Origin of the sequence: Pararobbsia silviterrae (assembly GCF_003628125.1) — a bacterium.
Lineage (GTDB): Bacteria > Pseudomonadota > Gammaproteobacteria > Burkholderiales > Burkholderiaceae > Pararobbsia > Pararobbsia silviterrae.
The window spans coordinates 48,257-72,481 of sequence record NZ_RBZU01000013.1 but is presented as its reverse complement, the minus strand read 5'-3'; the positions used below and the strand labels follow the sequence as shown (position 1 = coordinate 72,481).

24 protein-coding genes are annotated in these 24,225 nt (G+C 63.0%); all 24 read left to right on the top strand.

Features of this window, described 5'->3' with window-relative positions; all coding sequences use genetic code 11:
* Nucleotides 1-4: 4 nt before the first annotated feature.
* The 24 genes from D7S86_RS23325 (at nucleotide 5) to D7S86_RS23210 (ending at nucleotide 24,224) form a co-directional block, all read left to right on the top strand.
* The gene (locus D7S86_RS23325) at nucleotides 5-427 is read left to right on the top strand and encodes an ExbD/TolR family protein (protein WP_121089886.1); all 423 of its coding nucleotides are present in this window, start codon (nucleotides 5-7) and stop codon (nucleotides 425-427) included.
* A 12-nt stretch (nucleotides 428-439) separates the two neighbouring features.
* On the top strand, nucleotides 440-862 hold the full coding sequence (locus D7S86_RS23320; RefSeq protein ID WP_121089884.1) for an ExbD/TolR family protein: 423 nt from the start codon (nucleotides 440-442) through the stop codon (nucleotides 860-862).
* Entirely contained in the window at nucleotides 859-1,857 is a 999-nt protein-coding gene (locus D7S86_RS23315) for a succinylglutamate desuccinylase/aspartoacylase family protein (RefSeq protein ID WP_121089882.1), read from the top strand. Before D7S86_RS23320 ends, D7S86_RS23315 begins: the two co-directional genes overlap by 4 nt.
* A 282-nt stretch (nucleotides 1,858-2,139) precedes the next feature.
* Nucleotides 2,140-2,691 (top strand): GNAT family N-acetyltransferase, encoded by a 552-nt coding sequence (locus tag D7S86_RS23310; protein ID WP_121090064.1) that lies wholly within the window; start codon nucleotides 2,140-2,142, stop codon nucleotides 2,689-2,691.
* Between the two features lie 56 nt (nucleotides 2,692-2,747).
* Nucleotides 2,748-3,689, top strand: coding sequence for an ABC transporter substrate-binding protein (locus D7S86_RS23305; protein ID WP_121089880.1), 942 nt, complete (start codon nucleotides 2,748-2,750; stop codon nucleotides 3,687-3,689).
* A gap of 210 nt (nucleotides 3,690-3,899) precedes the next feature.
* The gene (locus D7S86_RS23300) at nucleotides 3,900-6,356 is read left to right on the top strand and encodes a TonB-dependent receptor plug domain-containing protein (RefSeq protein ID WP_240648368.1); all 2,457 of its coding nucleotides are present in this window, start codon (nucleotides 3,900-3,902) and stop codon (nucleotides 6,354-6,356) included.
* A 137-nt stretch (nucleotides 6,357-6,493) separates the two neighbouring features.
* A complete protein-coding gene (locus D7S86_RS23295; protein WP_121089876.1) occupies nucleotides 6,494-7,495 on the top strand; it encodes an LLM class flavin-dependent oxidoreductase in 1,002 nt (333 codons plus the stop codon).
* 35 nt (nucleotides 7,496-7,530) lie between these two features.
* Nucleotides 7,531-8,853: an LLM class flavin-dependent oxidoreductase gene (locus tag D7S86_RS23290; protein WP_121089874.1), complete on the top strand. Its 1,323-nt coding sequence runs from the start codon at nucleotides 7,531-7,533 to the stop codon at nucleotides 8,851-8,853.
* 31 nt (nucleotides 8,854-8,884) lie between these two features.
* Nucleotides 8,885-10,684, top strand: coding sequence for an amino acid ABC transporter permease/ATP-binding protein (locus D7S86_RS30450; RefSeq protein WP_121089872.1), 1,800 nt, complete (start codon nucleotides 8,885-8,887; stop codon nucleotides 10,682-10,684).
* Between the two features lie 36 nt (nucleotides 10,685-10,720).
* Nucleotides 10,721-11,761, top strand: coding sequence for an LLM class flavin-dependent oxidoreductase (locus D7S86_RS23280; RefSeq protein WP_121089870.1), 1,041 nt, complete (start codon nucleotides 10,721-10,723; stop codon nucleotides 11,759-11,761).
* Between the two features lie 211 nt (nucleotides 11,762-11,972).
* The gene (locus tag D7S86_RS23275; RefSeq protein ID WP_121089868.1) at nucleotides 11,973-12,317 is read left to right on the top strand and encodes a DUF3088 domain-containing protein; all 345 of its coding nucleotides are present in this window, start codon (nucleotides 11,973-11,975) and stop codon (nucleotides 12,315-12,317) included.
* 124 nt (nucleotides 12,318-12,441) lie between these two features.
* Nucleotides 12,442-13,650, top strand: a complete 1,209-nt coding sequence (gene argE / locus D7S86_RS23270) for an acetylornithine deacetylase (protein ID WP_121090062.1) — start codon at nucleotides 12,442-12,444, stop codon at nucleotides 13,648-13,650.
* A gap of 46 nt (nucleotides 13,651-13,696) precedes the next feature.
* The gene (locus D7S86_RS23265; RefSeq protein WP_121089866.1) at nucleotides 13,697-14,236 is read left to right on the top strand and encodes a GNAT family N-acetyltransferase; all 540 of its coding nucleotides are present in this window, start codon (nucleotides 13,697-13,699) and stop codon (nucleotides 14,234-14,236) included.
* Between the two features lie 131 nt (nucleotides 14,237-14,367).
* Entirely contained in the window at nucleotides 14,368-15,153 is a 786-nt protein-coding gene (locus D7S86_RS23260; protein ID WP_121089864.1) for an HAD-IIB family hydrolase, read from the top strand.
* Between the two features lie 185 nt (nucleotides 15,154-15,338).
* Nucleotides 15,339-16,121, top strand: a complete 783-nt coding sequence (thiM, locus tag D7S86_RS23255) for a hydroxyethylthiazole kinase (protein ID WP_121089862.1) — start codon at nucleotides 15,339-15,341, stop codon at nucleotides 16,119-16,121.
* 25 nt (nucleotides 16,122-16,146) lie between these two features.
* On the top strand, nucleotides 16,147-17,076 hold the full coding sequence (locus D7S86_RS23250) for an NtaA/DmoA family FMN-dependent monooxygenase (RefSeq protein ID WP_205962879.1): 930 nt from the start codon (nucleotides 16,147-16,149) through the stop codon (nucleotides 17,074-17,076).
* A 54-nt stretch (nucleotides 17,077-17,130) separates the two neighbouring features.
* Nucleotides 17,131-17,529: an LLM class oxidoreductase gene (locus D7S86_RS30010; protein WP_205962878.1), complete on the top strand. Its 399-nt coding sequence runs from the start codon at nucleotides 17,131-17,133 to the stop codon at nucleotides 17,527-17,529.
* Nucleotides 17,526-18,419, top strand: coding sequence for a sulfurtransferase (locus D7S86_RS23245; RefSeq protein WP_121089860.1), 894 nt, complete (start codon nucleotides 17,526-17,528; stop codon nucleotides 18,417-18,419). Before D7S86_RS30010 ends, D7S86_RS23245 begins: the two co-directional genes overlap by 4 nt.
* A 251-nt stretch (nucleotides 18,420-18,670) precedes the next feature.
* A complete protein-coding gene (locus D7S86_RS23235) occupies nucleotides 18,671-19,756 on the top strand; it encodes a heme-binding protein (RefSeq protein WP_121089856.1) in 1,086 nt (361 codons plus the stop codon).
* 429 nt (nucleotides 19,757-20,185) lie between these two features.
* On the top strand, nucleotides 20,186-20,620 hold the full coding sequence (locus D7S86_RS23230; protein ID WP_147432441.1) for a hypothetical protein: 435 nt from the start codon (nucleotides 20,186-20,188) through the stop codon (nucleotides 20,618-20,620).
* Between the two features lie 18 nt (nucleotides 20,621-20,638).
* The gene (locus D7S86_RS23225) at nucleotides 20,639-21,859 is read left to right on the top strand and encodes a hypothetical protein (RefSeq protein ID WP_121089852.1); all 1,221 of its coding nucleotides are present in this window, start codon (nucleotides 20,639-20,641) and stop codon (nucleotides 21,857-21,859) included.
* Complete coding sequence (locus D7S86_RS23220; protein WP_121089850.1) at nucleotides 21,856-22,479, top strand: hypothetical protein; 624 nt, start codon at nucleotides 21,856-21,858, stop codon at nucleotides 22,477-22,479. Before D7S86_RS23225 ends, D7S86_RS23220 begins: the two co-directional genes overlap by 4 nt.
* A gap of 35 nt (nucleotides 22,480-22,514) precedes the next feature.
* A complete protein-coding gene (locus D7S86_RS23215; protein ID WP_147432440.1) occupies nucleotides 22,515-22,943 on the top strand; it encodes a hypothetical protein in 429 nt (142 codons plus the stop codon).
* Between the two features lie 243 nt (nucleotides 22,944-23,186).
* A complete protein-coding gene (locus D7S86_RS23210) occupies nucleotides 23,187-24,224 on the top strand; it encodes a universal stress protein (RefSeq protein WP_121089846.1) in 1,038 nt (345 codons plus the stop codon).
* Nucleotide 24,225: the final 1 nt, after the last annotated feature.

Sequence of the window (24,225 nt, the reverse complement as noted above, 5' to 3'; positions counted from 1 at the left end):
TGCCATGGCGATGAATGTCGCGCAGGAAGACGATGACGAGGTCATCGCCTCGATCAATACGACGCCGCTCGTCGACGTCATGCTCGTGTTGCTGATCATTTTCCTGATCACCATTCCGGTCGTCACGCATACGGTGCCGGTTCAATTGCCCAAGGAAGCCGTCAATCCTTTGCAGACGCGTCCCGATGCGGTCGAACTCGCCGTCGATCGCGAGGGCAAGGTGTTCTGGAACGAGAAGCAGATCGACGCGGCGACGCTGCTCGCGAAACTCAAGACGGTTTCGGTGGCCACGCCGCAACCCGAAGTGCATATCCGCGGCGATCAGGAGACGCACTACGAGTCGATCGGACGCGTGATCACGACCTGCGAACGCGCGGGCATTTCGAAAATCTCATTCATTACGCAGCCGCCCGCGCGCGGCGGCTGAACGGAGCCCGATATGGGGATGAACGTATCGTCCGGCGACTCGGAGCCGGATGTACTCGTCGACATCAATACGACGCCGCTGATCGACGTGATGCTCGTGCTGCTGATCATGCTGATCATCACGATTCCGATCCAGATGCACTCGGTCAAGATGGACCTTCCGGTGGGCAATCCGCCGCCTAGCGCGCCGCCGCCGGTCGTGCAGATCAATGTGGGGCCGAGCGGCGAGATCACGTGGGACGGTACCGCGATCGCATCGCAATCCGATCTCGACGCGCATATGGCGCAGGTCGCCGCGCAAGCGACGCAGCCCGAATTGCATCTGTTCCCCGATAACCTTGCGCCATACCGCTTCGTTGCGCAGATTCTCGCGTCCGCGCAACGCGCGGGCGCGACGAATATCGGCGTGGTGGGCAACGAGCGGTATATGCAGTGAGCACGCTCTTCAGCGAAGTCGATCTCGATGCCGACGGTCATCACGTCGGCTACGTGCGTCTGCCGCATTCGGTCCATCGCTCGGCGTACGGATGGATTCCGATTCCGATTGCATCGATCCGGCGCGGCGAGGGTCCCGTGGTCGTCGTCCTCGGCGGCAATCACGGCGACGAATTTGAGGGGCAGGTGCTTGTCTCGAGCCTGATCCGCGAGATCGAACCGCAGTGGGTCCACGGGCAATTGATTCTGTTGCCGATGGCCAATTTTCCTGCGGCCGCCGCGGGTTTGCGCACGTCGCCGCTCGACGAGGGCAACCTCAACCGCGCGTTTCCGGGCGAAGCCCGCGGCACGCCGACGGCCGCGATCGCCCACTATATCGAGCACACGCTGCTCGCGCGCGCGGACTATCTGATCGATCTTCATTCGGGCGGCAGTTCGCTCGTCTACGATGGCGCGAACATGCTCGCGATCGAGCCGCGCGATGCCGACGAGGAACGCCGGCTTGTCGAGCTGCTGCGCGCCTTCGGCCTGCCTCGCGCGTTCCTTCATCCGGGCAACCCCGTCCACGCGTCGAGCGCGGCGAGGCGGCAAGGCGCGCTGTCGATCCTGACCGAACTCGGCGGCGGCGCGCACGTGCAGCACGGACTCGTGCGCGATGCGCGTCAGGGGCTATTGCATGTACTCGGTCATATCGGGCTGCTCGACGGTCCGCTCGTGCCCGACCGTCCGCCCTACGAAACGCGTTTCTTCACGGTCTCGCTCGCGCGCCACTACGTCTATGCTTACGATCGCGGCATCTTCGAGCCGCTTGCGGCGCTCGGCGAGCATGTCGTCGAAGGCCAGCCCGCGGCGCGCATCCATTTCCCCGACACGCCGCTCAAGGCGCCCGTGACGCTGCATTTCGGCGCTTCGGGCGTGGTTGTCTGCAAGCGTGCTCACGCCTTGACCGAGCGCGGCGATTGCCTGTTTCACCTCGCTGAGGAAATCAGCCGCTAAGGCGTCCTGCCTCCCACGGCCGGGCTCCCGGACCCTGGGTGACGATCGACGTCATTCGCCCGGGGTGCGCGCGCATGCGCACCCGTCTTTATTCCGATTCATAAAAATCAGCGGTAAGAAAGCGTGTAAAAGATCCAAGCGTTTGTGCACATAACCATCGCCTTATTGCTTCGTTTGTGTGCAAAGAACGCCCTGATATCGTGCCTCCAGATCGAACCCTTCCGTGTCTCGGTCCATCGCTTCGCAATGGATGCGTGACAGGGATGCATACAGTTATCCGTGATGGCCTACGAAATCATCGACACGTCTTTGCATGACCCCGTGGTGCGCCCGCTGCTCGATGCGCTTCAGATCGAGTACGCGACGCGCTATGGCGACTTCCGCCGCAATGCCGCGACGTCCGCGAGCGACGAACTCGCACGGTATCCGGCCGAATTGTTCGTGCCGCCGCATGGCGCATTTATTGTTGCGCTGCTTGACGGCGAGACGGTCGGCGGCGGCGCGTTCAAGCGCTACGACGGGACGACCGCCGAACTCAAGCGGATCTGGACGCGCGCGGATCAGCGCCGTCAGGGGCTCGCGCATCGGATCGTCGAGGAACTCGAGGCGCGCGCCGTGCGGCAAGGTTATCGGCGTGTGTATCTGACGACGGGCTTCAGACAGCCCGAAGCCGCGGCGCTTTATCGGAAGGCCGGCTACGAGCCGCTTTATGACGTGTCGATCGCGCCCGAGGTGCATTTCCGCTTGCCGTTCGGCAAGGACCTGGTCGAGCCGGCACGCAAGGATACGTTGGATGCGCTGCGCGCACCCGAGCCGCTCGGCTATCCGGCTTGAATCTCCCGCGCTGACGCGCGTATTTCCCCGCATGGATTCTGAATAAAGGTCGTCTCATGTCACACACCCGGAAAGTACGCGCGGTTGCATTGCGCACGGTCTTCGCCCTGACTTCGCTGATCGCGTCCGTGGCGCACGCTTCGACGGCGCCCGATCCGCGCCAGGATCCGCAGACGCGGCTGCGCACGACGGTCGATAACGCGGCGATCAAGGCCGTGCCGGCGAGCTTCGCGTTCGTCGACAAGGACGCGCTCGTGATCGGCATGACGCCCGCGTTTCTGCCGCTCAACACCTATGCGGCCGATGCGAAGACGCTCGTCGGCGTCGATCCCGATCTCGCGCAGCTCGTCGCGGACGGCCTGGGCCGCAAGCTCAAGATCGTGCCGCTTGCCTGGGAGGATTGGCCGCTTGCGTTGGCGTCGGGCAAGGTCGACGCGGTGCTCTCGAATGTGACGGTGACCGAGCAGCGCAAGGACAAATTCGATTTCTCGACCTATCGCCGCGATGTCGTGGGCTTTTATGTCCCTAAGAAAAGCACGATTCAGGCGATTCGCGAGCCCAAGGACGTCGCGGGCCTGCGCGTGATCACGGATTCGGGCACGAACCAGGAAAAGATCCTGCTCGAATGGAACAAGCAGAACATCGCGCATGGCCTCAAGCCGGTGCAAATCGTCTATTTCGATGACGAGGCCGTGCGGGACGTGGCGCTCCAGTCAGGCCGCGCCGACGCGATCCTGAGCGTCAACGCGGGCCTCGCCTATGAAGCCGCGCTCAAGAACGATCTGCGCGAAGTCGGCACGATCAGCGGCGGCTGGCCGCTTACGGCCGATGTCGCGATCACGACGCGCAAAGGCAGCGGCTTGGCCGCGCCGATCACGCTGCTGCTCAACGACCTGATCCAGGACGGCAAGTATCCGCAGGTGCTTGCGCGCTGGAATCTGAGCGCCGAAGCGATCACCCAATCGCAGACCAATCCGCCCGGTCTGCCGCGCGACTGAGTTTCCGGGAGGGCGACATATCGCGCCTTCCCTGATTGCCCCCCGCCTTAACTCACCCGGCGCCTTTCCCTGCGCGTAGTCAAGTCATCCGCGTGACGATGTCGTCTCGCGCGGTGTCGTGCTGCGCGCGTTCGAAACGCGCTGCCATGAACCATTGGATTCGCGATGCACACGACTATAAAGAACAGGGTCTCACACGTCCCCACGGGAATGCGCTTGAAAGTCATTTCGTTCGCGGTGCTGGCGGCGTGCCACGGCGCGAGCTGGGCACAGTCGGCGAGCGCGGCGAGTGATGCCGGCGCGGCAGCCGCGCCTCAACCGCCGGCGCAGAGCGCGCAGGCGCAGCCGTCCAATGCGGCGCAGACGCCCACGGCCGGCACGAATACAGTCCAGCAGGACACGGTCATCGTCACGGGCACGCGCACCGACACGAAGGCGAGCAAGAGTCTGACGCCGGTCGACGTGATCACGGGTCAGACGCTCCAATCGACAGGGCAGACCAATCTGCGCGACGCGCTGATACAGTTGTCGCCGTCGATCACGAAGGAATCGTATGCGGGCGACGCGGCCGTGCTGACCGACGCGCTATCGCTGCACGGTCTGACGCCCGATCACGTGCTGGTGCTCGTCAACGGCAAGCGCCGTCATACGACGGCCAATATCGCGCTCGACGGCGGCCTGAATCAGGGCTCGACGGGCGTCGACATCGATACGATTCCGGTCGCCTTGATCGACCACATCGAAATCCTGCGCGACGGCGCATCCGCGCAATACGGTTCGGACGCGATCGCGGGCGTCATCAACATCATTCTCAAGCGCCGTACCGAAGGGGGCGAAGTTCAGAGCACGACGGGGCAGACGTACGCGGGCGACGGCCTCAAGAACCAGGAATCGGCCGTCGTCGGCTTGAACCTGTTCGACAAGGGCTTTCTCGATCTCAGCGCCGAATATGCGCGGCAGAATCATACGGTGCGCACGGGGGCCGACGATTACTTCGGCACGTTCCCGCAAGGACAGGGGTTCTACAACCCGATCGAGGGCGATCCGTCGGTCACGCGCCAGTCGTTCGGGTTCAACGCGGGCTATGACCTGACCGACGATGTTCAGGTCTATGGATTCGGCACGTACGCGCACCGCGACGCGAAGGCGTATCAGAACTACCGTCCGCCGACCGTGTTGCCCGAGATCTATCCCGATGGTTTCGTGCCGCAGGAAACCGTCAGCGAAAACGATTTCTCGATCACGGCGGGCGTGAAGGGCACGGACTTCTTCGGCTTCGGCTGGGACCTGAGCACGACGTACGGCGGCGACCACGAAAGCTTCGGCATGTTCGACTCCGCGAACACGGGCTTGTACGCGGCCGAGGGCTATACACCGACGTCGTTCCATCTCGCGACGATCAGCAATTCGCAGCTCACGAACAACCTCGATTTGACGCGCACGTTCCAGTTGCCCGTGCTGCCGGCGCCGGTCACGCTGTCGTTCGGCGTCGAGCAACGGCGCGAGACCTACACGATCGATGCGGGCGATCCCGCGTCGTATCTGTACGGCGGTTCGCAGGCGCTGCCGGGTCTCGCGCCGGTCAGCGCGAGCGACACGTCGCGCGACGTGATCGGTACGTATATCGACCTGTCGTCGCATCTCACCTCGCAATGGCAAGTGGACCTCGCGGGCCGCTTCGAACACTACAGCGACGTGGGCGACACGACCAACGGCAAGATCTCGACGCGCTACGACTTCACGCCGCAGGTCGCGGTGCGCGCGAGCGCGAGCACGGGCTTCCGCGCGCCGTCGCTCGCCGAAGAGTATTACAGCAACATCAACGAGTCGCCGGCGTCGGTCGCGGGTCTGCTCGCGGCGAACTCCGCCGCGGCGAAGCTCATCGGCGCGCAAGCGCTCAAACCCGAGAAGTCGACGAACTTCAACGTCGGCCTCGTGCTCAATCCGGTCGAGAACCTGCATGCGGCGATCGACGCGTATCAGATCGATATCCGCGACCGCATCGTCGAAGGCGGCACGGCGTCCGGCGCGGCGGCCATCGCGGCGCTGCAGGCCGCGGGGCTCTCGGTCCCGTCGACGATCCCCGATTCGGCGGTCTCGGCGAGCTACTTCACGAACGGCGCGAACACACGAACGCGCGGTCTCGATCTGACGGCGACTTATCACACGGAATTCGGTCAGTACGGCATCGTCGATTGGGATCTCGGCATCAACTTCAACACGACCTCGGTCACGAAGGTCGCGACGAACGCGGCCGGTCAACCCGAACTCAATTCGCAACAGATCGCCTGGCTGACGACGTCGACGCCGAAGAACAAGATCATCGTCGGCGGCACGTGGAAGCTCGACAAGTGGGGCGTGACGCTGCATGAAACGCGCTTCGGTTCGACGACGTCGGAAGAGACCTATATCGTCGGCCCCGATGCGTTCTCGACGACGAATTTCATTTCGTTCAAGAACGCCGCGCGCTATACGACCGACGTCGAAGTGCGCTACGACGTGACGAAGAAATTCCAGATCGCCGTCGGTGCGAACAATCTGTTCAACGTCTATCCGACCAAGCTGCCGTATGAAGCCCAGCTCGAAGGCGCCCAGTACGACGCGTTCGCTTCGACGATCGGCGTGAACGGCGGCTTTTATTACCTGCGGGCGCGATATCAGTTCTGATGTCTGCGCCATATCGATAGGAGAAATCGCTCGAACGGCGGTGCATTCCGCTCGACATAATGGAATGCATCGCTTGAGCGTTTTTGACGCATCGTGGACTTTACGCCTGCCCGGCAGGCGTCACGGATCAATCTGATATGCCTTATTCGCTTTCGATTCTCGACAAGAGTCCCGTCGCCGAGGGGGCGACCGCGCACGACGCGCTTCAATTCACGATCCATCTCGCGCAACGCGCGGAGGCGCTCGGTTATCGGCGCTTCTGGGTTGCCGAGCATCATGGCGCACCGATTCTCGCGAGCTCGGCGCCCGAAGTGCTCGTGTCGCATCTGCTCGCGCGGACTTCGCGGATTCGCGTCGGGTCGGGCGGCGTGATGCTTCAGCATTACAGCCCTTATAAAGTCGCGGAGGCGTTTCGCTTGCTTGCGTCGCTTGCACCCGGACGCGTCGATCTCGGCGTCGGCAAGGCGCCCGGCGGCTTGCCGTCGTCGACACGCGCCTTGCAGCGGTATCACGACAAGGCCCTCAAACAAAGCTTCGACGAGCAGCTTGCCGATCTCGATGCCTTTCTCGACGGCGGCGTCGGCGACGATCATCCGCTCGCGGGCGCGCGGACCTATCCGGCGCCGCCCGAGTCGCCGCAGCGCGTGTTGCTCGGCGGCAGTCCCGAGAGCGCCGCGCTTGCCGCGCGCCATGACTGGGAATACTGCTACGCGGGACATTTCAATGGCGATGAGACCAATATCGAACAGTCGATCCACGCGTATCGCAGCGTCACGGGCCGTACGCCGTTGCTCGCGCTCTACGCCGTGGCGGCCGAATCGAGAGAAACGGCGCAGCGGCATGTCGCGGGGCTGCGCATTTTCAAAGTGAAACTGTCGAACGGACAGAGCGTCAATTTGCCGAGTCCCGAAGCGGCGGCCGAATATGCGCGTCAGATCGGTGTCAGCGATTACACGCTGCAGGAACTGCATCCGCACGTGATCGCGGGCACGGCCGACGACGTGCAGCGCGATCTCGACGCGCTGCATGAGCGCTTCGGCATCGAGGAATTCGTCATCGATGCGCCCGTTTCCGACTATGCGACGCGTCTTGCGTCGTTCGAGGCGCTTGCCGAAGTCGTCCAGGCCGTACGCGCCTGATCGCATCGCGTTTATTCACTTCTTCGAATCGAATCATGAGCCAACGAAAACTGTCATTCGGCATTATGTTGCACGGCCCCGGCGGCCATATGAATGCATGGAAGCACCCGGGCGGTCCCGCGGATGCCAGCGTCAATCTCAAGTTCATCACGGGCATCGCGCAAAAGGCCGAGCGGAACGGCATCGCATTTGCGTTCGTCGCCGACGGGCTCTATATCAACGAGAAGTCGATTCCGCATTTCCTCAATCGTTTCGAGCCGATTTCGGTGCTGTCGGCGCTCGCGACCACGACGTCGAAGATCGGTCTCGCGGGCACGCTGTCGACCTCGTATAGCCACCCGTTTACGGTCGCGCGTCAATTCGCGTCGCTCGATCTGATCAGCGGCGGCCGGGCGGGATGGAACGTCGTGACGTCGCCGCTCGAAGGGTCGGCGAAGAACTACGGCGGCGAACATCCGAATCATGCGTTGCGCTACCAGATCGCCGATGAATATCTCGACGTCGTCCAGGGTCTCTGGGATAGCTGGGATGACGATGCCTTCCCGCGCGATCGCAAGACGGGCCAGTTCTTCGATCGCGAGAAGCTCCATACGCTCGATCACGAAGGCCGTTTCTTCAAGGTTGCGGGGCCGTTGAACATTCAGCGTTCGCCGCAAGGACAGCCGGTGATTTTCCAGGCGGGCTCGTCCGATGCGGGCATCGATCTCGCGGGCAAGTACGCCGATGCGGTCTTCACGCATTCGCCGTCGCTTGAGGAAACGCTTGAATTCGCGCGGCGCGTGCGCGAGAGCGCGGTCGCTCACGGACGTCTCGCGTCGGACGTCAAGATTTATCCGGGCATCGGGCCGATCGTCGGCGAAACGCACGAGCAGGCCGAGCAGAAATACCGGACGATCCGCGAGTTGCTTTCGATCGAGGACGCGCTCGCCTATCTCGGCCGCTTCTTCGAGCATCACGATTTCTCGCAGTATCCGCTCGATGCGCCGTTCCCCGAACTCGGCGATCTCGGCAAGAACAGCTTCCGCTCGACGACCGACCATATCAAGGCCGAGGCCAAGAAACGCAATCTGACGCTGCGCGAAGTCGCGCTCGAATCGGCGACGCCGAAATCGCAGTTTCTCGGCACGGGCGAGCACGTCGCCGACGAACTGATTCGCTGGTTCGATGCAGGCGCGGCCGATGGTTTCATTCTCGGCTTCCCGGTTCAGGCCGAAGGCTTCGACGACTTCGCGCGTCTCGTGCTGCCGGTGCTCGAAGCGCGCGGCCGCTTCAGCCGCGAACTGACGGGAGAGACCTTGCGCGACCATCTGGGCCTGCCCAAGAAAGCAAGCCGATACGCGCTCGCCGAGACCGTTTGAGCGGACCCGCACGACAGGAGATATCGAGACCATGAGCGAGACGACCCAGATCGCCGATCATATTGAGCCGTCGCACACGCGTGAACCGGCATCCGACTACGCGCATTACCGGATCGTGCCGGTTCGGCATCCGGCGCGTCTCGTGGCCACGGTGATCGCCGTGGCGATCGCGGGCGTCGTGCTCAACTCGGTGCTCGGCAATCCGCACTGGGGTTGGGATGTGTTCGCGCAGTGGTTTCTTGCCGAGCCCATTCTCGACGGGCTCGCGCAGACGCTCGTGCTGACCGCGCTTGCCGGTGCGTTCGGCTTTGCGCTCGCGGTGCCGCTCGCGCTTGCGCGCGTCTCGCCGTCGCGGCCGCTTGCAACGTTCGCGTGGGCGTATATCTGGCTGTTCCGCTCGATTCCGCCGATCGTGCTGCTGCTGTTGCTCAACAACGTCGGCTATCTGTACGAGACCGTGCATGTCGGCGTGCCGTGGACGCACTATGTGCTGATCGACGCGCCGACCGCGAACCTGATCAGTCCGTTTTTCGCGGCTGTGCTCGGGCTCACGTTGAATCATGCGGCGTTCGCGGCCGAGGCGATTCGCGGCGGCATCCTCTCGGTCGACGCGGGACAGCGCGAAGCGGCCGCGGCGCTCGGTTTGCCGCGTCGGCGTCAGGCGTTCCGGATCGTGCTGCCGCAGGCGATGCGCGCGATCGTTCCGACTGCGTTCAACGACGTGATCGGCCTTGCGAAGGGCACCTCGGTCGTTTATATCCTCGCGATGCCCGATCTGTTCTATACGGTGCAGATCGTCTATCACCGCAATCTTGAGGTCATTCCGCTGCTGATGGTCGCGACGATCTGGTATCTCGTGATCCTCACGGTGCTGTCTAGCATTCAGTATTTCATCGAACGACATTTCGCACGGGGTGCGACGCGTCAGGGCGTCAAGGGCTTGCCCTGGCGCAGCGGCGAGACGCGTCGTGACACGCGTCGTCATAAAGCCGAAGCGCGTCGCGTGTCGGGGCCGCCCGGCGCGTCGGGCGCCGCTTCGCAGGACGCCGCGGCGAGCTGGGCGCGGCAACGCGTCGGGGGACGGGTCGGCGTGCACAACGTGTCGAAGAGCTTCGGATCGCACAAGGTGCTCGACAACGTGTCGCTGTCGGTGCCCTCGGGCAGCGTGACCGTCATTCTGGGCCAGTCGGGTTCGGGCAAGTCGACGTTGCTGCGGTCGATCAATCACCTCGAACGCGTCGATGACGGGTTTATCGATATCGACGGCGAACTCGTCGGCTATCGCAAGGAAGGACGCACGCTTTACGAGCTCAAGGAAAAAGAAGTCTTGCGGCGGCGTACCGAAGTCGGGATGGTGTTCCAGAGCTTCAATCTGTTTCCGCATCTGAGCGTGCTCGACAATATCGTCGAGGCGCCGCTCGCGGCCGGCGTGCCGCGCGAACAGGCCGAAGCCGAAGCGCGCGAATTGCTTGCACGCGTGGGTCTCGCGCACAAGGCGCAAGCGTGGCCGCGGCAATTGTCGGGCGGTCAGCAGCAACGCGTCGCCATTGCGCGCGCGCTCGCGATCAAGCCCAAAGTGTTGTTGTTCGACGAGCCGACGTCGGCGCTCGATCCGGAGCTCGTCAACGAAGTGCTCGACGTGATCCGTCAACTCGCGCGCTCGGGCACGACGCTGATCATCGTCACGCATGAGATCGGCTTCGCGCGAGAAGTCGCCGATACGATCGCATTTATGGACGGCGGGAAGGTCGTCGAGCTCGGTACGCCCGAACAGGTGCTCGTCAATCCGTCGCATCCGCGCACGCGCGAGTTTCTGTCCAAAGTGCTTTGAAAGACCGCTTTTCCGCTCTATGAGGCCGAGGTTCGCATGAGTCAGGTTCAGATCGATCACCTTGCATTTCTGACGCCGGGCAATTACCGGGGCGACGCGGTCGACGCAGGCATCGACGACGCCCTCGCGCTGTTCGAGATCGGCGAGGCGTTGGGATTCGACGGCGCATGGGTGCGTCAGCGGCATCTCGAACATGCGGTCTCGTCGGCCGCGACATTTCTTGCGGCGGCGACGCAACGCACGACACGCATCGAACTGGGCACCGCGGTGATTCAGATGGGTTATGAGAATCCGCTGCGGCTCGCCGAGGATCTCGCGACGGTCGACGTGCTGTCGCGCGGGCGTCTTAACGTCGGCTTGAGCGCGGGGGCGCCGCCGCACGGCGCGCTGCTCAGCGAGCGTCTGTTTGACGGCGATCCCGCGCAGATCGATTTCTCGCACAAGCGCATCGAGCGGCTTCGACAAAATCTCGCGGGGGACTGGATCGGCGACGAAACGGCATTCGTCGAATCGGCGGCGGGGCGTGTGCGGCCGCGCGTGACGCCGTATGCGGTCGGGCTCGCCGATCGTCTCTGGTATGGCGGCGGATCGCGACGCTCGGCGGAATGGGCGGGGCTCAACGGATTCAATCTGTTGATCGGCAACGTGACGACGGGCGAGGAGACCGATGACTATCGCGAAGCGCAGTTTCGCCAGCTCGCGGTCTATCACGCGCGATGGAACGCGTATCGGCGCGCGCGCGTCGCGCTGGGGCGCGTCGTGATCCCGACCGACAGCGCCGATGCCGCGACGCGGCAGCACTATGCGGCGTACGCGGCGAGCCGTCATGCGCGCACGCTCGCGCCGCAAGGCGAGCGGCGCACCTTGTTCGTGCCCGACATCGTCGGCTCGTCCGAGCAGATCGTCCAGACGCTGCTGGCCGATCCCGTGCTCGCGCAAGTCGGCGAATTGCGTCTCGAGCTGCCTTATGACTTTCCGCTCGAATGGTACGAGCAAATTCTGACCGACGTCGTCGAACGCATCGCGCCCGAGCTCGGTTGGCATGCGAAGGTCGCACAGAAGGCGGTGGCCGTTTGATCTCGAACGTGCATGTCAGCTCAGGATGCGCGGATCGTTGTGCGCGCGACGGCAAGGCGTGCGCTAAGCATTTCACATGCGTGTCGACCTTTTACGTGCCACGGTCTTAGCAGCGACATACATATTCTTGGAAGGAATGCTTGGTGGTCTGCCTTCACGGCGATCAGCAGAATGCACGTTTATCGACACCCTTCGAGTCTTTGAAATAACGATGAGCCGAGATCTCTTGCTGTTGCTGGAACCGGGCTTTACCGATCCCAAGTATCCCGACGAGCGCTTCGTTTGCCCGCACGGCGTCTCGATCGAGGGCTTGCTTGCGAGCGATCCCGAACGCGTGGCGAAGCTCGACGTCAAGCGCGTGGCGTTCGCGCGGCCGCGGCCCGATGTGATTGCCGTGCTTGATGAAGCGCATCAGGGCTTGCCGGTGTTGATCCTGGGCGATGAGCGCCCCGTGCCCGATGAGGCATTGACGCTCGGCGCGACGCGCTACATCAGCGATCCGAAGCAGATCCTTGCGCTGCTGGCCGAGCGTCATGGATTTCCCAAGCTCCACTAAGCCGGTTCACCCAGTACCTTTGCGCGCGGATGGGCGGTGCGGTCCTTAAGCAGGACAGCCTCCATGTGCGCGCCGATGAATGGTCGGCGTCGTTTGAATGCGACGCCATGTGCAGGAGTATTCGATGTCGGTGACTGACCTTGAGGTCGAACCGTCGGCGGCGCAGCCGTCGCCGGCCGCCTTGCAATGGATCGAGAGGCTTGTCTCGATCGACACGACGAGCCGCGTGCCCAATCTCGGTCTGATCGAGACCGTACGCGACGAATTCGAACGGCGCGGTATCGCGTCGACGCTGATCCGCGATCGTCGCGAAGGATGGGCGAACCTGTTTGCGACGGTGCCCGCGCATGACGGTTCGACGCAGGGCGGCATCGTGCTGTCGGGGCACACGGACGTCGTGCCGGTCGCGGGGCAGGCATGGGACAGCGATCCGTTCGTGCCTGTCGTACGTGACGGCAAGCTCTATGGACGCGGGACATGCGATATGAAGGGGTTTATCGGCACGGCCGTCGCGCTATTGCCGGAAATCCTAGATCGCCCGCTTGCGCAGCCGATTCATTTTGCGTTGTCGTATGACGAGGAGATCGGCTGCGTCGGCGCGCCGTCGATGATCGCCGATCTGCGCGAGCGCGGTTATCGTCCCGCAGGCTGCATCGTCGGCGAGCCGACGGGCATGCGCACGGTCGTCGCGCACAAGGGCATTCAGACGTATCAATGCTGCGTGCGCGGTCATGCCGCGCATTCGTCGCTGACGCCGCAGGGCTTGAACGCGATCGAATATGCGGCGCGGCTGATCTGCTTCATCCGCGATATCGCCGATGAATTCCGCGCGCAGGGACCGTATGACGCGTTGTTCGATGTGCCCTATACCACGGCGCAGACCAGCCTGATTCAAGGCGGCATCGCGATCAATACCGTGCCGGCCGAGTGCACGTTTTCGTTCGAGTTTCGCAATCTTCCGTCGGTATCGCCCGAGGGCGTGATCGCGCGAATCGAATCGTATGCGCGCGATACGCTGCTGCCCGCGATGCGTCGTGAACATGCGGACGCCGCAATCGAGTTTCTTCGCTTGTCGTCGGCGCCGGGACTCGATACGGCCGAGCAGGCCGCGATCACGACGCTCGTGCGTTCGCTGACGGGCGACACGGAACGCCGCAAGGTCGCGTACGGCACGGAAGCGGGGCTCTTTGCGCAGGCCGGCATTCCGACGATCGTCTGCGGGCCCGGTCATATCGAACAGGCGCATCGCGCGAACGAGTATGTCTCGCTCGAACAGCTCGCGACGGGCGAGCGATTTTTGCGGCAGCTCGTCGAAGGTCTCGTGCGCCATTGAGATAGGCCGCGCTTTTGTTCACTTTACATCGCGATACGTCCCATCCATGACCTCTCTTTCCGATTCGGCCGTGGCCGAGCGCGCGACAGGCGTCGAGGAATTCGTCTACGTCGCCGTCGACGATCCGCGCGCGCAGCCGTTGTTTGAAGAACTTTCGTTTGAATATCGGACGCGGTATGCGGATCGCATTCGCGCCGACGAAATCGAAGTCGAACTGCATTCGCGATATCCGGCCGAGTTATTCGTGAGGCCGACGGGGGCGTTCGTCTTGTTGTTGCGCGACGGTCAAGCGATCGCGGGCGGCGCATTCATGGCGCACGAGCAGGCGGGCACGACGGAATTCAAGCGGATCTGGACGAGCCGGCATCACCGCCGCCAAGGCCTCGCGCATCGGATTCTCGTCGAGCTCGAAGCCGAGGCGGTACGTCAGGGCTATACGCGCGTTTTTCTGGGTACCGGACCGCGGCAGCCCGAGGCGATCGCGTTGTATCAGTCGCACGGGTACACGCTGTTGTCGGCACATGACTTCGATGAGGCACAGCCGCCCGGATATTTGTTTGAGAAATATCTCGAAGCTCGAGTTTGAGGTGGATGGCGAGGCGCGATCACTTCGACGCGTTCGCGATCCTGTTCGCGCGCGATAAGCATTCCCGAAACAGGCATAAGCCATCGCGCCCGAATCTGCATAATGGATAGCCCTTTTTCGTGAATATCCGTATGCGGGATCTGTCTTCCTCGCCGTCCGCGCACTTTGCCGACGTTCGCTTCGTCTTGACCGATATGGACGAGACGCTGACCTATCAAGGGCGTCTGCACGCGAGTACCTATCTGGCACTCGAACGTCTTCAGCATCGCGGGATACGCGTGATCCCCGTGACCGCAGCGCCCGCGGGCTGGTGCGACCAGATGGCGCGCATGTGGCCCGTCGATGGCGTGATCGCGGAAAACGGCGGTCTCTTTCTTCAACGCGACACAGACGGACACGCGGTCGCGCGACGCTTCTGGCATCTCGCCGAGGACCTCGCGTCCGTGCGCGAACGACTCGACACGCTGTCGAACACGGTCCGGCGCGAGGTGCCGCACGCGATCCTCGCCGACGATCAGGACTTCCGGCTCGCGAGCCTCGCGTTCAGACGCACGGATCGCGAGACCGATACGAGGATTCTCGACGCGCTCGTCGGCGCGGGCGCGGATGCGACGATCAACAATCTTTGGGTGCTCGCGTGGTTCGGCGGCTACAACAAGCTGTCGATGGCGCTGCGCGTGCTCCAGCAGACGTATGGCGTCGAGGCGGCCGAAGCGGTGCGTGTCGTCGCGTATTCGCGCGACTCGGTCAACGATGCGCCGATGTTCGAATACTTCACGCATACGGCGGGCGTCAGCACGGTCGTCAACGATCTGCCGGATTTGCCGGTGCCGCCGCGCTGGATCACGCGCGGACCGGGCGGCGCCGGTTTCGTCGAGTTCGCGGATGCGATCCTCGCCTCGCTCGGGCCGGCTTGAAATCTCATTGCGCAGGTCGGCACGCTCCGTCTCGTGACATGCGGATGCGTCGTTCAACAGATCTCTGCGGGACATTTGACTGACTCGACTTTTCGGTGGCGATCTCTATCGAGTCTCAACATAATGGCTCAAACGGACTCGCAGACCGCACTCCTATTTCTTCGACTCGCTAAAAAGGATAGACAATGGCTTCAACCATTTCGTGGGCTGATCAAGCGGTTCGCGACGAACTGATCGCGCTCAAGCACCACCAACCGTTCGTGTACGGCCTCACGAATTACATCGCGGCGAACTTGAGCGCGAACGCGTTGCTCGCCGTCGGCGCCGCGCCGGCGATCGGCGCCGCGCTCGACTGGCCGAGCCGCTTCGCGGCCGGCGCGAATGCCTTGTGGATCAATGGCGCGGCGTTGATGAGCAGCGGTCCCGATACGCTGCAAACGGCCGCGCGTTCGGCCCATGAGGCAGGACGTCCGTGGGTGCTCGATCCCGTCGCGTTCGGCGCGGGCAGCCCCGAATACGACGCCGCCATCCGCTCGCTGTTGCCGTTCAAGCCGACCGCGATCCGCGGCAATGCAAGCGAACTCATCGCGCTCGCGGGCGGCGAGGGCGGCAAAGGCGTCGAAACCACCGCGCGGTCCGATGATGCGTTGCCGATCGTCCAGCGTCTCGCGAAGACGACAGGTGCGATCGTCGCGGTCAGCGGGCCCGTCGACTACATCACCGACGGCGATCATGTGCTTGCGACACGGGGCGGCGATGCGCGGCTCACCCAGGTCACGGGCGCCGGGTGCACGCTCGGCGCCTTGATCGCGGCGCTGCTGGCGAATACGAAATCGCCGCTGCAGGCCGTCGGTGCGGCCCATGCGATTTACAAGGTCGCCGCCGAACGCGCAGCGCATGCGCGCGGCACGGGTTCGTTCGCCGTGGCGTTCCTCGACGAATTGTCCTTGCTTGACCCTGCCAACTGAACACGCGGCCGCTCGCCTTATCATCATGTCGTTTTCTCGTACCGGCCAGATGCATCTCGCGGCATTCATGAACGCGGGCGCGCAAGGCACGATTGGCTGGCGCCATCCCGACGCGGCGGACAACTTCCTGTCCGCCGAGTACTACACGCATATCGCGCGCGTGCTCGAAGCCGCGTGTTTCGATATGGCCTTTATTCCCGACGCGCTCGCGATGCCGCGCAGTCTCGGCGGCAACTTCGATCCCGCGGTCCGCTGGGGCAGCGGCACGCCGCGTCTCGATCCCTTGCCGGCGCTTGCGATCATGGCCGCCGTGACGCGTCATCTGGGTCTCGCGGCCACCGTATCGACGGGCTATCACCAGCCGTTTACGCTCGCGCGGACCTTCTCGACGCTCGACCATCTGACGCACGGCCGCGCGGCCTGGAATGTCGTCACGAGCTTTCAGGACGCGGAAGCGCAGAATTTCGGCGAAGACAAGCTTCCGCCGCGCGACGTGCGCTACGCGAAGGCCGAGGAATTCATGGAGGCCACGACGCGGCTCTGGGACAGTTGGGCCGATGATGCCTTGGTCATGGACAAGGCGAGCGGCGTGTTCGGTCATCCCGAACGCGTGCGCGCGACCGACTACAAAGGCGAGTTTTTCAAAGTGCAGGGCCCGCTCGGCGTGCCGCGCTCGCCGCAGGGGTATCCGGTCATCGTGCAAGCCGGCGCGTCTCCCGCGGGACGCGATTTCGCTTCGCGCTGGGCCGATGTCATTTTTTGCAGCCACGAGTCGTTCGAGTCCGCGCAGGCGTTCTATGCCGACATGAAGCAACGCGCCGCAGCGCATGGACGCGATCCGGATCAACTCAAGGTCATCGTCGCCGCGACGACCGTGATCGGCGCGACGCATGACGAAGCCATCGCGAAGCACAACGCGTATGCGGCGCTCGTGACGCCCGAGGCGGGTCTGTAGCGGCTCTCGTATCACGTCAACGTCGATCTCTCGCGTTTCGATCTCGATGGTCCGATGCCCTCGCTCGAAGAGGTCGGCGTGCAAGGTCACTATCAGGAAGTCCTCGAATTCGCGCAGCGCGAGAAGCTCTCGTTGCGCGAGATCGGGACCTGGTACGGCGCGCGGACCGAGGGCGAGATGATCGGCACGCCGACGGAAATCGCCGATCGTATGCAGGATTGGCTTGAACGTGGCGCGGCAGACGGGTTCATGATTCAGGCGACGCATACCCCCGGCGCTTTCGAGGAATTCGGTGTGCACGTGGTGCCCGAGCTTCAACGGCGCGGCCTGCTGCGTACGCGCTATGAAGGCCGGACGCTACGCGATCACCTGGGTTTGACGCGCCCCGAACGCGGTGAATCGCGTCGGCGTGAAAAAAACTCGAATTCGCCTTGGCGCCCCGTTCGATCATGACCACGATATCTCCGCACGATTTTCCCCCCGCGACGTATGTCTCGGCGACGTGGCTTGCACAGCATATCGACGATGCCGATCTGATCGTGCTCGACGCGACGATCGATCGCGAGGCCAAGCCCGATGGCGGTGGCCTCTATCGCGACGGCCACGCGTTGTTCGTCAATGATGGGCATCTGCCGCATGCGCGATTTGCCGATCTGTTCAAAGCGTTTTCCGATCCTTTAGCGAAATATCCGTTTACGAAGCCGGCGCGCGATGCATTGCAAGCGGTGCTGCGCGCGCTGGGCGTCACGACGCGAAGCACGATCGTCGTCTACGATCGTTTGAACGGCGTGTGGGCCGCGCGCGTCTGGTGGGTGCTGCGCGCGTTCGGATTGACCGATGTCGCCGTGCTTGACGGCGGTATGCGGCACTGGGTTCGGCAGGGCGGCGCGCTTGAGTTCGGCGTGGCGCCGATTGCGCCGGCGGGCGATGTCGTCTTGCGCGAGACGCCCGGTTATCTCGTGGATCTCGCGCAAATGAAGGCCGTCGTCGATGGCGAGCGCGATGCGAAGTCGTTCTGTGCGCTTCGGCATCGCGATTTCACGGGCGAGGGCAGCGACGATCCGCGACGCGGCCATATTCCCGGAAGCCGCAGCCTGCCGTTTGCGGATTTGCTCGATGAAAACGGCTTGTTCGAACCCGCGCGCCTGCGCGTGCAGATCGACGCGCACGGGATACGCAACGAGGACACGCTCGTGTTGTATTGCGGGGGCGGCGTCGCGGCGTGCGGTCTTGCGTTGGGTCTCGTCGCGCTCGGGTTCGACGCCAAGCGCCTCAGTGTTTACGACGGCTCGTTGAGCGAGTGGCGCGCCGATCCGACGTTGCCCGTGGTGGTCGGCGAATAGTCCGCCGATTTCGATGTCGTCGATGTCCGGAATACGGTCATGCAGGCATCGGTAAGCGATTGGGCGAGGATGATCCGCGAGGGATCGTATTGAGGATCCGCGCGCGTCGATGAGCGCGGCGCGCGCCAACCGAACCCGTCCTGAAAGTTTTCATGCTTCGCATTAGCGCGGAAATTGAAAATCGCCATGTTCCGAGACACGTTACCTAAGATAAAGGCGCTGTTGTCGCATACCGACTCAAAGGAGCGAACATGCTAGCGGCCAATCTTCTCCAGGAACTGATCAGTGGCGGACGGTATATCTGCAAGAGCACGCCGAGCGCGCGCGGCAATCCGGCACTCGGCGTACTCGGGCAACTCCCGGGAAAATGGTCGAACACGCACGGATTCGAAGGGCACGCATGGAATATGATCGCGCTCCCATTTGGGCCGCCCGGTCAGCTCGGCGACTTTCGGCTGCTTGTCAATCAGGCTAACGAAACGCTCGATTTCGACCTCGTCGATCTTGGCGTGCCCAATCGCGGCGCCGCGCGTCAGGATCAACATCTGGCCGCATTAAGGTATTTGCAGGCGCTTGATCAGGTCGCGGCGACCGACGGCGCAAGCAACGCGAACGGCACGGTAGCGGTCCCCGCCACGCCCGACACGAACGACACGCCGAAAGGAAAGTTTCTCAAGCCGGGCCCCGGCGTGCCGCCGCTCGCGCCGGTCGGGATCCATCGTGAGCCCGGTATCTTTTTGCACCTCGCTAATTTGACGGGCACGGGAGCGGACCTCACGGTCGCCGGACCGGACCTCGCGCGCCTTGCGAATATCCCACACGGCGATGTCGTGCTTGCGATGGGCAATGGCGGCAGCGCTCCGGCCAAGCCGGGCGCGCCGGATCTCACGAACGCCGCATTGCTCGCCGCGTTTTCGGCCTTGCCGATCGGCATTCCGAATCCGACCTTGGCCAATCCCTATCTGGCGCCTTACCAACATTTCCATGCGGCGCCGTTTCAAGGCGTGTTCGATCCGAGCAATCCGCTTGCGATCCTGAACGGAGCGATCCAGAAGGTCTTGCCTGGTGCCGTCATTCTGAACACGACGACGTTTACGGTGGACAGCACGCTCAACGGCGGTATTCAGAACATTCCGTTCATCATCGCCCAAGCGCAAGCCGCGCAAGTCATCGCGACGTTCTGGGTGCAGGAAGTTCAGGTCGCCGAGGGTACACGTTACGTGCTCCAGTACGCGCAGCGCGTGATTCTCGAGTTTTTCCCGCGCACGGATGGCACGCCCGGTAAGATCCAGTGGCCGCATATCTCGGTTAACACGATGATTCGGGAGTTGCCGTGACGGCGTGATAGGGCGTTGTCATGCGATGCATCGCATGCGAGGTTTGTTCGCGCCCGGCATGAGATGTATCGCGCGATTCGAGTCTTGCGTTTGCTGCGTGAAGGAACGTGAGCGTGTCACGACCCCGGTTTCGAATCGCTTTGCACGACGCATTGTGCAAAGCGATCCATGCGCGCGCGGTCCGCGCACTTCCGATGTCCCATCGTGCGCGATACATGATTTGGCAAGTGCTTAGCGTGCTGATGTATTGAGTGCGATGCACGCGAGCGCGCCAAACGACGCGTCGACGATGCCGCTTACCCGCGCGCGGGCATACGCGAGCCCTGCTTTGCAATCCTTCTTGTCAAACCGAATCGCGGAATCTTTAATGAATGTGCGACGAACGCGCGTTCTGTCGACGAGCCGTGTTCATGACCTGGAGGTGGCGCCATGCAGGAATTTGAGCTACCCGTTGTTTCGGCCGACCTGTCTCCGTTGGACACGCTCGACCAGATGTACTCGGCCCATAGCGCGGGCGTCATCGTGATCGACGAAGGTCAAGCGAGATTGCTCGGCGCGCAGCAGGTTGCCGACGGTCTCGAAGCGGGCGACGACACAGTCAGAACCGTCCAGGCCTTGGGTGTCGTCTTGAAAGCGAGTATCGAGCAGTGGGTCAAGATGCGCGAGGCATCGATGCGATTGCGGTCCGTCGAGGGCGGCGGAAGCACCGTACAGGTCGTCGTCGACGAGCGCGATGTCGGGAATTACCTCCGCGTCACCATTTCGCGTTGCACGAATCCGATACAGCGGCATTACTACCCGCCGCGCACGGATAACGAGAAGATCAACCCGACCCAGTGTTTTTGCGGAAGCGACATGGAATGATCCACGAGGAGCTGACCCATGCTGAGCACGCTGCTGAACAATATCGTCGCCGCGTTTTCCAAGTCTTTCCTGATCGCGAGTTTTCTTCCGGTTCTGACGTTCGTATTCATGAACGGGCTGTTTGCCTACTTGTTTTTCGACCCATGGAGAGCGTGGTGCAATGCGAACCTCGTCCATTATTCGGAAGGCTCGCAGCTCATCTTCCTGATCGGCGCACTCGTGGTCCTGCTGATCGTCATGTCGTATCTCGTTTCAAGCATGAGCAATTTCATGAGGCAACTCATGGAAGGGCATTGGTCCAATCTGCTGACCTCGCTGTTCGCGCCTGCCCAGGGGAAGCGGCTGTTGCGCATCGAAGAAAAAAGAAGCCAGGCGAGCGAATTGAGCCTCCGGCTCGATGATTGCGCTAAGCAACGCGTCGCGGTGGTGTCTGCAGAGCGTGAGAATTCCACCGACGAGGAGTATTCGGGAGATCCGTCGCTCGAAAAGACGATTGATTTACTTAAGCGCCTGCGCGCGCAGAATCGCTTGCTCGATGCCGACAAGCTCGAAGGCGCCTTGTTGAGGTTCAACGAGTTACTCGAGACCTATCGCTTGAATGGGCATGCCTTGGTGCGCCGCTCGCTTAATGTCTGCAACGAGGAGTTGCACGATCTGATTCAGTTCGGGCGTGAACAGGCGACCCTCGAATATCTGCGATTCACGAATTTGAGAGATTCGAGTTTCGGGACCTATCTCGCTCCGACGCGGATGGGAAACATCGCGGCCAGCGTGCAATCAAGTATCGAGCGCCGCTATGCGTGCGATCTCAATTCGGTGCTCTCGAATTTGATCGTCTGCGTTCAGCAAGGCGAGCGAAAGGACACGACGCTTCAGGACGCCAAGGTACAGCTTGATTTCCTGATCGTGTCGTCGTTCTTGACAGGATGCTGGACGGTCGTCTGGATGGCGGTGCTTTTCTGGTTTCACTCAAGGGCGTGGTTTGTGATCGTCGCGCTGGGCGGACCGGTGCTGACCTATTGCTGGTATCTTGCGGCCGCCGAGCAATACCGGGCCTTCAACGATGTCCTGTCGACCGTGTTCGACATCTATCGCTTTGATTTGTTGAAAGCGCTGCATATGCCGATTCCCGTCGATGTCGACGAGGAGCGCTTGATCTGGCCGCAATTGGACAAGCTGGCCGACACACAGGGCGGCGAGCGAATCAATTTCCGCTACGTCGTACCTGTCGCTAAATGACGCAGCCGAATCCGAGTCCCAATCGTGAGCGTCGCAGCCGTGAAGCGATCTACGTCATCGCGCTGCGGCATTGGCTGGTGCCGATTCTCGTCTTCGCGTATGGGATCAGCGTTTTTGTGATCGGCGTCTGCCATGGCGAAGGCGGATTGCATTGGCCGCATCAGCATCTGCGCCCCTACCGCGCGACACGAGACCTGCCGATCAATACGCGTCTCGAAGCGATCGACGTCAAGCATCCCGAGTCGGATTTCAGCAGTCAGTTCTGGAGCGTACCGGACTTCGAGCGACAGATGAAAGGGCGCTACACGACCGAGGCGATCCGAGCGGGCGCGGAGATCGATCCCGGCTCGCTGGCATCTGTGCCGCATGTCCAAGCGGATGTCAGGATGATTGCGCTTGAGGACGCCAAGGGATGGTCGAGTTTCTTGAACGCGGGATCGCAAATCAGGGTGTGCGATTCGACGAAGACGTGTACGTCGAGCGTTCACACGGTCGAAGCGGTCTATTGTGACGCGTCGAAAGTCCCGGTTTGCTATGCGGCCGTCGATACGGCGGGCGATCCCAAAGATATTCCTGTGCTCGAAAACCACGATCTTCGGATCATCCCGGTCAAGTTCTAGCGAGGTACGCGATGCAGACGCAACGATGGACGCGCGTGTCAGAGGTCGACGTAGGCGGTTCGAACGGCATGATGTGGGTGCCCGCGGTCGACATCATGACGGTCGGGCGAATCTATCGGATTCAGGTGCTCCCCGACGGCCACCGACAACAACGGTGGTTTCCCGACGGGGTCCCGGCAGCCGGGTGCACGGCCGACGGCGCTCCGACGCTGAGCCGCAACGGCAGCCCGCTCGTGATGCCCGAGCTGGCCGTCGGCGCATTGATCGGCCGTATCGGCGGCAGCACGGCCGACGACGTCGTCGACAAGGAACGCATGTTCGTGTTTTCGATCGGGCAGTATTGCGTGTTCCAGGTGCCCGAGGTGCCGAAGGCGGGCGCGCTCTTTTTAACCGGCAACGAAGCGCGCGCCTTCGTGAATCTGTTCAAGGGAACGCTTAAGGTGTCGATCGAACAGGCATTGTGAATCGATGTCGCCGAGGTGCCTCGCGCCCGGCGTCTCGCGCGTCGTAAGTCGCGCAATTCAAGGCGTCATGGACCGACTTCGAAGGTCTTGCGCGCATCGGCGGGGCAAATTACGCCGCGATTGACACGGATCAAGCCCCGCCGCGCCAAACGCGCCGATCATCGGACCTGCCCCCATTCGACGGTGGGGCGCCATACAAGCCGGCTGCACGCGCGCCGGTCTCTGAGGTCCGGGAGCGACACCATGACGCACGATATCGACTCGACGCAGCCAGACGGGCCGCGTTGCCGGCATATTCTCGTCGCGGCCGAAGGCGGCGCGGGGTTGCGGCCGCTCGCGCGGTGCGCGATGCATCTCGCTTCGCCCGATGCCGCCCTTCATCTGATCGCGGTCACGGGCGATCCGCGCATGCAGTTTTCCTCGGTGTCGCTCCAGATGTCGCCGTGGCTCGACGCCCACGAAGCCGTGCTCGCCGCAAGCCGGACCACGGTCGACGGCGTCGCGCGAGAGGTCGTGGGTGCCGGATCGGTGCCGACGCCGACGGCCTCGGTCCTCGATCTCTCGATGCAGTCCGATTCGGCCGCGCAAGCCGTCGCGTCCGTCGCGCTCAAGGTCGGCGCGTCGTTGATCGCGATGACCGCGTTCGGACACGCCGAGCGCGGACGCGGCATCTGGCGTATCGATCCCGAGGAGCTCGCCGCGGCGTCCGCGTGTCCCGTGCTCTACGTGCCCTATGCATGCCTCGAAGACGGCCGCACGCATATGAAGAAGGTCATGGTCGGGCTCGACGGCAGCGACACGGCCTTTAACGCGTTGTCGTTCGCGATCGCGCGCGCCCCGCGCGACGCGGCGATTCACGTCGTCTATGTCGTCGATCACGCGCCGGGCCTGCGCCATCCAGAGCGTATCGCCGCGCTCATGAAGGAAGGCTCGCGCGCGCTCGCATGCGCCGATGCGATGCTCAAGGAACACGGACGCGAAGCGCACACGACGATGATCGGCACGTCGACGCGCGCGCACGACGTCATGGAAAGCATCGCGCACGAGGCCGAGCGCTGGGGCGCGGATCTCGTCGTACTGGGCAATCGCGGACGCAGTCCGCTGAGCCGCTGGCTGCTCGGCAGCGTGGCCGAGCGCATGCTGCGCGGCGCGCGGACGGCGGTCTTGATCGTGCCGGCGTTCGATCGCCGCGCCTCGCTGCGCGAAGCCGCCGACGCGATGGAGATCGATCGCGACGCTGTGCTCGAAACCGGCAGGACCTTGCCGCCGATTTTTCTCTAAG

Coding starts and splice junctions, on each gene's coding strand:
- D7S86_RS23325 (WP_121089886.1), top strand. CDS start 5: ATGGCGATGAATGTCGCGCAGGAAGACGATGACGAGGTCATCGCCTCG.
- D7S86_RS23320 (WP_121089884.1), top strand. CDS start 440: ATGGGGATGAACGTATCGTCCGGCGACTCGGAGCCGGATGTACTCGTC.
- D7S86_RS23310 (WP_121090064.1), top strand. CDS start 2,140: ATGGCCTACGAAATCATCGACACGTCTTTGCATGACCCCGTGGTGCGC.
- D7S86_RS23305 (WP_121089880.1), top strand. CDS start 2,748: ATGTCACACACCCGGAAAGTACGCGCGGTTGCATTGCGCACGGTCTTC.
- D7S86_RS23300 (WP_240648368.1), top strand. CDS start 3,900: ATGCGCTTGAAAGTCATTTCGTTCGCGGTGCTGGCGGCGTGCCACGGC.
- D7S86_RS23295 (WP_121089876.1), top strand. CDS start 6,494: ATGCCTTATTCGCTTTCGATTCTCGACAAGAGTCCCGTCGCCGAGGGG.
- D7S86_RS23290 (WP_121089874.1), top strand. CDS start 7,531: ATGAGCCAACGAAAACTGTCATTCGGCATTATGTTGCACGGCCCCGGC.
- D7S86_RS30450 (WP_121089872.1), top strand. CDS start 8,885: ATGAGCGAGACGACCCAGATCGCCGATCATATTGAGCCGTCGCACACG.
- D7S86_RS23280 (WP_121089870.1), top strand. CDS start 10,721: ATGAGTCAGGTTCAGATCGATCACCTTGCATTTCTGACGCCGGGCAAT.
- D7S86_RS23275 (WP_121089868.1), top strand. CDS start 11,973: ATGAGCCGAGATCTCTTGCTGTTGCTGGAACCGGGCTTTACCGATCCC.
- argE (WP_121090062.1), top strand. CDS start 12,442: ATGTCGGTGACTGACCTTGAGGTCGAACCGTCGGCGGCGCAGCCGTCG.
- D7S86_RS23265 (WP_121089866.1), top strand. CDS start 13,697: ATGACCTCTCTTTCCGATTCGGCCGTGGCCGAGCGCGCGACAGGCGTC.
- D7S86_RS23260 (WP_121089864.1), top strand. CDS start 14,368: ATGCGGGATCTGTCTTCCTCGCCGTCCGCGCACTTTGCCGACGTTCGC.
- thiM (WP_121089862.1), top strand. CDS start 15,339: ATGGCTTCAACCATTTCGTGGGCTGATCAAGCGGTTCGCGACGAACTG.
- D7S86_RS23250 (WP_205962879.1), top strand. CDS start 16,147: ATGTCGTTTTCTCGTACCGGCCAGATGCATCTCGCGGCATTCATGAAC.
- D7S86_RS30010 (WP_205962878.1), top strand. CDS start 17,131: ATGCCCTCGCTCGAAGAGGTCGGCGTGCAAGGTCACTATCAGGAAGTC.
- D7S86_RS23245 (WP_121089860.1), top strand. CDS start 17,526: ATGACCACGATATCTCCGCACGATTTTCCCCCCGCGACGTATGTCTCG.
- D7S86_RS23235 (WP_121089856.1), top strand. CDS start 18,671: ATGCTAGCGGCCAATCTTCTCCAGGAACTGATCAGTGGCGGACGGTAT.
- D7S86_RS23230 (WP_147432441.1), top strand. CDS start 20,186: ATGCAGGAATTTGAGCTACCCGTTGTTTCGGCCGACCTGTCTCCGTTG.
- D7S86_RS23225 (WP_121089852.1), top strand. CDS start 20,639: ATGCTGAGCACGCTGCTGAACAATATCGTCGCCGCGTTTTCCAAGTCT.
- D7S86_RS23220 (WP_121089850.1), top strand. CDS start 21,856: ATGACGCAGCCGAATCCGAGTCCCAATCGTGAGCGTCGCAGCCGTGAA.
- D7S86_RS23210 (WP_121089846.1), top strand. CDS start 23,187: ATGACGCACGATATCGACTCGACGCAGCCAGACGGGCCGCGTTGCCGG.